Here is a 6,211-nt window from a genome sequence, read left to right as displayed (position 1 = left end):
CGTCCGTTGTACGCGCGAGTTACCCCGGCCTTGGGTTTGCCCTTCCCAATCACGGTTGTTCGAGACCCCCGATCCGCGTCGCAGCACCGCACTGAGCCGACCACCGATCATCCGCATCTAGGTTGTAGCACGAGACACTTGTCCCGCACGGTTCGATGCGAAGCCTCCGCGGACCTGCACGTCGGCAAGCAACTGGGACGAGTCACCGCGCGTGATCGCGCGGCGAGCAGCCGATGAGTACAAGACCGCGCCGGGCGCGCGGGCGCTACGCGGGGTAACGATTCTGCGCGTCAGCGGCGGGTCGCCGCGCGAAGCGCGGTGCCCGTCCGTTGTACGCGCGAGTTACCCCGGCCTTGGGTTTGCCCTTCCCAATCACGGTTGTTCGAGACCCCCGATCCGCGTCGCAGCACCGCACTGAGCCGACTACCGATCATCCGCATCTAGGTTGTAGCACGAGACACTTGTCCAGCACGGTTCGATACCAAGCCTCCGTGGACCTGCACGTCGGCAAGCAACTGGGGCGAGTCACCGCGCGTGATCGCGCATCGACCGGCCGATGAGTACAAGACCGCGCCAGGCGCGCGGGCGCTACGCGGGGTAACGTTCTGCGGCTGAGCCGCGCGAGCCGAAGGCGAGCGTCGGTTCCAGCCGCGAGTTCTGCAGCTCTCCCGCAAACATGTGGGTCCAGGATGTCAATGCCATCTCCCGCTGGCCCCCTCACGTCGCATGATCCACAGGCCGACTGCGGTTGCCGCCAGGGCAACAAACCCTCCGACGACGAGGCCGCGGGCGGAGGTAATGCCCGGCGTGCACCCCATCAGCGTGATCGAGTTGCAGTCTTCCCCCCGGCACTGGTTGGGACAAGACGACCGAAGGAGGAAAGCGATCAGAACGGCGATCGTCCAACCGGACGCAATTACAATCACTGCCTTCGCCTTCATGGGGTTACCTCCCGCTGGTCGGCAGAACGACTTTGCGCGTCAGCGGCGCCGCGTAGCGGCGTCCGTTGAACGCGCGAGTTAGGCCGCATCTTGTTCACGGCGTGAGTATGTCACTGCCATGGCCCAAAGCACCCCGATCGCTCCGAGCCCGATGAACACGAGCCCCACCAACAGAACCGCGTAGGCACCCCCACATGATTCGGGCGGGTTCCCAGGGTCGCAGCCTCCTCGCTCGATCCGATAGAGGTTGGCAAGCGCGAAAAGGGTGATGACGAGTCCGAGACCGACAAGACTCGACGCAACCCTTCGAATCACGCTCAAATCGTCGCCAGTCGTCGTCGGATCGTTCATGGGATCACGTCGGCATAACTCCTATTTGTGCGGACCTTGATAGCGCTCCGCTCGGACAGGATAGCGCGCGCCGGCTGGTTTTCGGTACTGCGCGCAGTCCCTGGTCGGAGGGTGTTTGATGCACTCATTGGGGTGGATGTTTGTTTGTTATCCCGTCCGGGGGGTCGGGATAGCGCGCGGCGATGGTAAGCGGGTTTCCGGCCGGCAGGCGGTCCAGGGGGCTGTAGACGCCGCGGCCGCCGCGATTCAGCACGTGGGTGTAGATCATGGTGGTGCGCACGTCGCGGTGGCCGAGGAGTTCCTGCACCGTGCGAATGTCGTAGCCGTCCTCCAGTAGATGAGTAGCGAATGAGTGGCGGAAGGCGTGCGGGGTGACGGGGCGGGATACCCGCGCGCGCATTGCCGCCTGGCGCACGGCTTTCTGAATGACGGTCTCGTGAAGGTGATGGCGGTGACGAATCCCGGTCTCGACATCAAGGTAGTGCGACGTCGCCGGAAAGACCCATTGCCACGCCCACTCACGGTCGGCATTGGGGTACTTGCGCACGAGCGCGCCGGGCAGCGGAGCACGACCTAATCCTCGCTGCAGATCATTCTCGTGCTGCCTTCGAACGTCTTGCAGGTGCGCGTCGAGCGCAGGTTCCAGAACGCGCGGCAGCATGGTGACTCGATCTCTCTGACCCTTGCCGTCGCGGACGGTGATCTCGCCCCGATCAAAGTTCAGATCCTTCACGCGAAGCGACAATCCCTCGGTCACGCGCGCGCCGGTTCCGTAAAGCACCATGATCACCAGTCGCGGAGTACCGCTGAGTTCCGCGAGCACAGCATCGACTTCCGGGCGCGTCAGGACGACCGGCAGTCGCGCGGGACGGCGCGCGCGCACGACTCCGTCGATCCGATCGAGCGGGCGTCCCAGCACGTGCTCGTACAAGAACAGGATCGCCGCAAGGGCCTGGTTCTGGGTCGATGCTGCGACGTTTCCGTTTACGGCCAAGTCCGAAAGGAACTCGTTGACGTGGGCCTCGTCTAACTCCGCGGGATGCTTGCGGTGGAACAGAATGAAACGACGAATCCAGCCAACGTAGGACTTCTCGGTGCGCGGGCTGTAGTGGCGCGTCCTGAGTTCCTGCACGACGCACTCGCGGAGTTTCACGCCCGATCCGGCGCGCGCGGTGATGGGCCCAGGTTTGCCCACTGGAATCAGGCGTCCATACTCGCCGGCCGACGGCATAGGTCGAGGTCTACCGCCGCGCGCGCCCCAAGGCCACAACGGGAAGGTCGAGCAGAAGCCGTCGAGTCGGACGGCGCCGGCTATCCGGTAACGCCGGTCACCGGTCGCTTGCAGATGTCGAGTTCGATATCGCAGCCAAGCACATACAGAAGCGACAACAGTTGGCGTGCGAACTTGGAGTAGTTGGTTGGATCGAGCAACCGGTAGAGCTGCGCAGGCGAAGTTCCGAGCAGACTCGGACTTAGGCGTCGGCGGCGTCGACTTCGCGCGCGATGTTCTCTAGGTGCTCGATCGTCTCGCGATCCTTGGCGCGCGCAATCAGCGACACAACGTCGTAGGTGGCAAGGCACGACGTACACATGACGTAGTCGGTGGTCCGGCGAAACACGATGACGGCATCGCTTCCGACGGGGCGAACGCCGCGCTCGGTGACCTCGTCCACCAGGACGGCTCCGCACGTGCACAGAACAGGAGAACTCATCGCTTTACCATCGTACGGCGACGCGCCGCATTCGCACCAATGAGTGTCAGGTCCGGCGGAGGGCGCGCGTCAGGTGCAACGCCGTCAGGATCATCACGAGGCCGGCGGCAATCGATAGCCACGCGTTTCGCGAGTCCCCTTCGGACGACTCGGGCGCAGCCGCCAAAGCAGTTCCGGAATCGAACCGCGATGACCCGGGCACGGGTTCAATCTTGGTCCGCGGTGCGTAAGGGAGCTTCTCTTCGTACTCACCGGTGTAGTAGTCCTTCCAGTTCGTCCGAGTTCCAAGGACGCGCGTGGATGGACGAGGCTTCGCGGTCGCCGTCGCGGCGGACGACGATTTCGTCGGCGTCGGAACGGCTGTGGGTGACGGTTTCGGTTCGACAACCGAGGCGTTCTTGGGCTCGCTTGCCGACGACTGAACGCATTTCCCACCCGGCGGCAGCGCGCACTGGCCCGACGTCGCCGGACTCGATCGGTACGCAATGAGGACGTAGGTGTAGGTCCCCCCGAATCCCTTCGACGGGAAGTAGTCATCCCAGCACGTGTAGATGTCTCCGCTTATGTCGCACCCCTGCCCGCCCGGGTGCGCGGCGCTGACCGCAAACTCATCCTCGGTACCGTTGGGACTGAGGCGCGCGTAGTGGTATTCGACAACATCCGGCTCGGAATTCGCTCGCCAGCTCAACTCGACAAGCGGGCTGTACTCACTCGCGCCGGTCACCTTCGGGCTCGCCGTCCACTCAGGAGCCTCGGGGGGGTTCTCAACGCGAATTGTGAACACGGGGGAGGTCTGCGTGTCGCCGGAGACGCGCTCGGCGGCAATCAGACGAAACGCGTACGTGCCGTTGCGGGACAGCGCGCTTCCGCCCTCGCCCGAGCAATCCTTGGGCAGGAAACGAGTCTCCCAGTCGTAGTGAGCGCTGAACGCGCGCCCGCCCCCGACCGTCCATGTCTTCACACACATCCATGCGCCGCTGCCGTAGCGCATCTCGAGGCGAGCGGAGTCCAGACCGACCGAGCTGGACGAGGCCATCTGCACCTGCACCGCGCTTCGCGCGACGTCATTGTTGTCGAGTGCGGAGTCGGTACCGGACTTACACGTCGCGCCCGCACACGGACCCTGAAAGACCGCGGTGATGCGAGTGTCTTTGGGCGCCCCGTAGGCGGGCATCGCAACCAGACCGCCAAAGAGCACGGCAGCCGCGAGCGATGCGCAACGAACGAGGAGCAAACGCTTCATACGATTCGAGTCCCTTCCCGGCGGTCCAACCGTATAACGGTGGCCACGGGCACTCGGTTATGTTCGAACACCCCATTTTCCCGTTTCCGGAACACATTCGCCAGGACTTCGCCCGAATTGCCCGGAAATCGACCTCAGCCGAACATCTCCTTGTCCACCAAGGCCGCGCGCACGATCAAGCGGTTCTTCGTCGTGCGCGGCGGGTCGCACGTCGTCAAAGTCAAAGAGGGTTCCGGGGTCGGGGAGATGACGCTCCAATCCGTCGGCTCGGTGATCCAAGGATTTGAATGCCCGTCGAAGGGACCCATCACCTCGTAAACGAACCGTCCGAACGGAGTGGTCAAGATGATCTTGTCACCCTGGCGCATGCGTTCGAGGTGACGGAACGGCTCACCGAATCCGGTGCGATGACCCGCAATGGCGATGTTTCCGGTCGGGTCTCCGGGCAGCGCCGTGGAAGGGTAGTGACCGACGCCCGCGCGCAACCCGTTGCCGCTGATCCCCTCGACGACGATGACTTTCACGCGAAGTCTGGGGATCTCGAGCCTTGTTAGCGCGTCACCCTCGACGATCGTCCGGCGAAACGCCTGCGGCGACTGGGTCTGCATCGCTTTGAATTCCGCGCCTAGGCGGCCTTGAATGCGCCCCGCCCAGACGTTGGTCGCGAACGGGTATCCGAGAAGTCCCGCGCCACCGGCCGCAAGCGCAATTACGAGGGCCCAGGCGACCATCCTTCCGCCACGCCTGCGGCTGGCGGCGTCAAGCAAGAATCCGGCTGCGGCCACGGCGCGCATCGCGAAGGGCTCGGGACGCACGATCGCGGCCGGCCGGGAGCCAACGCCGGTGCTCGGCCACACTTGGCCGCGTCTTCCGCCCGGAATGCCGTTGATCCCGCTCATGACGATCCTTTGTACCAGCCGCGCGCGCGCGCCGACAGGGGCACCTGGTTCCCCCCCACCACCATCAACGACGGCAGTGCGTCGGACGCTTCGCGGTCACTCCTTGTCGGGCTTCGAAGCTTCGAGCCTCTTGTCCCGACCTTTCGGGATCTTGCGGAAGTCCCAAGACACGATGCGCTCCGGCTTCATCCGCAGCCAATCGTGGCTCTTCATTTGCGGAACCTCTATCCCGCCCCAGTAGCGGCGCGAGAACTCCCGCAAGATCTCCGGCAGCGCCGGATCCTGCGACGCGTCGGTGAACGCGCCGTAAAGAACTGCGCCGCGCAGCTCGCCGTACTCATCGCCGGCATCCACGCACAGCGACACGGGAGAACCGGCCGTTAGGTCACGGCCGCGACGGCTGCGGCGAAGGCTGTTGATCCAGATCTCTCCGTCGCGCCACACGAACCACAGCGGGGCGACGTGCGGCATTCCCTTGGGCGACACCGTCCCGGCGTGGAGGGTCTTCGCGGCATCCATGAGTGCGTCCAACTCAGCGGGCGTCAGCCTCAGTTGTTCACGTGAAATCGGCATTGGATCAGCCTAATCGCTCCGGCGGTAAGTGAGCACGTCCGGGTCCAGTTCGGCGCGCGACACGGCGCGCACGGTCCGGCCGAACCACTCTCGCAGGAAGAACAGGTGCGGCGTCAGTTCGACCTCAACCTCGGCGGTGGCGGTTCCCACGACGCAGTCGCAGCGGACCAACCGCGTCTGGTTGCGCTCGGCTTCGACGCGAGCCGCTGCGGATGGATCTCCGTTCGGATCAAGGATCGGAGCCTGAGAGGCTACGGCCGCCAGGGCCGCAGCGTCGGCTGCCGCCTCGGCGCGCGCGCGCGCCACGAGAACCGCGCCGAAATCAGCCGCCGCGAGCGCACTAAGGCAGAGCACGAACGCGCACGCGACCGCGACGATCGAGACCGACCCCCGCTCGGCGCGCGCGTTCACTGGGGCGGCGCGCGCTCGGTTCGCATCGACACCGATGCGAACATCTCGAAGTCCGCCGGCAGCATCTCGCCGGCAAATGGA

8 protein-coding genes are annotated in these 6,211 nt (G+C 64.9%); all 8 read right to left on the bottom strand.

Features of this window, described 5'->3' with window-relative positions:
- Positions 1–692: 692 nt before the first annotated feature.
- Complete coding sequence (locus WDA27_14575) at positions 693–941, bottom strand: hypothetical protein (protein ID MFA5892150.1); 249 nt, start codon at positions 939–941, stop codon at positions 693–695.
- Positions 942–1,019: 78 nt separating this feature from the next.
- Entirely contained in the window at positions 1,020–1,256 is a 237-nt protein-coding gene (locus WDA27_14570) for a hypothetical protein (GenBank protein MFA5892149.1), read from the bottom strand.
- 160 nt (positions 1,257–1,416) lie between these two features.
- Positions 1,417–2,487: an integron integrase gene (locus tag WDA27_14565; protein MFA5892148.1), complete on the bottom strand. Its 1,071-nt coding sequence runs from the start codon at positions 2,485–2,487 to the stop codon at positions 1,417–1,419.
- Positions 2,488–2,764: 277 nt separating this feature from the next.
- Positions 2,765–3,004: a hypothetical protein gene (locus tag WDA27_14560; protein ID MFA5892147.1), complete on the bottom strand. Its 240-nt coding sequence runs from the start codon at positions 3,002–3,004 to the stop codon at positions 2,765–2,767.
- A gap of 46 nt (positions 3,005–3,050) precedes the next feature.
- Positions 3,051–4,247, bottom strand: coding sequence for a hypothetical protein (locus WDA27_14555; protein MFA5892146.1), 1,197 nt, complete (start codon positions 4,245–4,247; stop codon positions 3,051–3,053).
- A gap of 134 nt (positions 4,248–4,381) precedes the next feature.
- The gene (locus WDA27_14550; protein ID MFA5892145.1) at positions 4,382–5,146 is read right to left on the bottom strand and encodes a class E sortase; all 765 of its coding nucleotides are present in this window, start codon (positions 5,144–5,146) and stop codon (positions 4,382–4,384) included.
- 96 nt (positions 5,147–5,242) lie between these two features.
- Positions 5,243–5,719 (bottom strand): pyridoxamine 5'-phosphate oxidase family protein, encoded by a 477-nt coding sequence (locus tag WDA27_14545; protein MFA5892144.1) that lies wholly within the window; start codon positions 5,717–5,719, stop codon positions 5,243–5,245.
- A 9-nt stretch (positions 5,720–5,728) separates the two neighbouring features.
- A partial coding sequence (locus WDA27_14540) for an Rv3654c family TadE-like protein (protein ID MFA5892143.1) occupies positions 5,729–6,211 on the bottom strand: 483 nt, incomplete at its 5' end.

It is taken from the genome of Actinomycetota bacterium (genome assembly GCA_041658565.1).
GTDB lineage: Bacteria > Actinomycetota > AC-67 > AC-67 > AC-67 > JBAZZY01.
Note: the sequence above shows the minus strand (reverse complement) of the source record. Positions and strands in the feature narration are given on the sequence as shown.

Coding starts and splice junctions, on each gene's coding strand:
- WDA27_14575 (MFA5892150.1), bottom strand. CDS start 941: ATGAAGGCGAAGGCAGTGATTGTAATTGCGTCCGGTTGGACGATCGCC.
- WDA27_14560 (MFA5892147.1), bottom strand. CDS start 3,004: ATGAGTTCTCCTGTTCTGTGCACGTGCGGAGCCGTCCTGGTGGACGAG.
- WDA27_14555 (MFA5892146.1), bottom strand. CDS start 4,247: ATGAAGCGTTTGCTCCTCGTTCGTTGCGCATCGCTCGCGGCTGCCGTG.
- WDA27_14550 (MFA5892145.1), bottom strand. CDS start 5,146: ATGAGCGGGATCAACGGCATTCCGGGCGGAAGACGCGGCCAAGTGTGG.
- WDA27_14545 (MFA5892144.1), bottom strand. CDS start 5,719: ATGCCGATTTCACGTGAACAACTGAGGCTGACGCCCGCTGAGTTGGAC.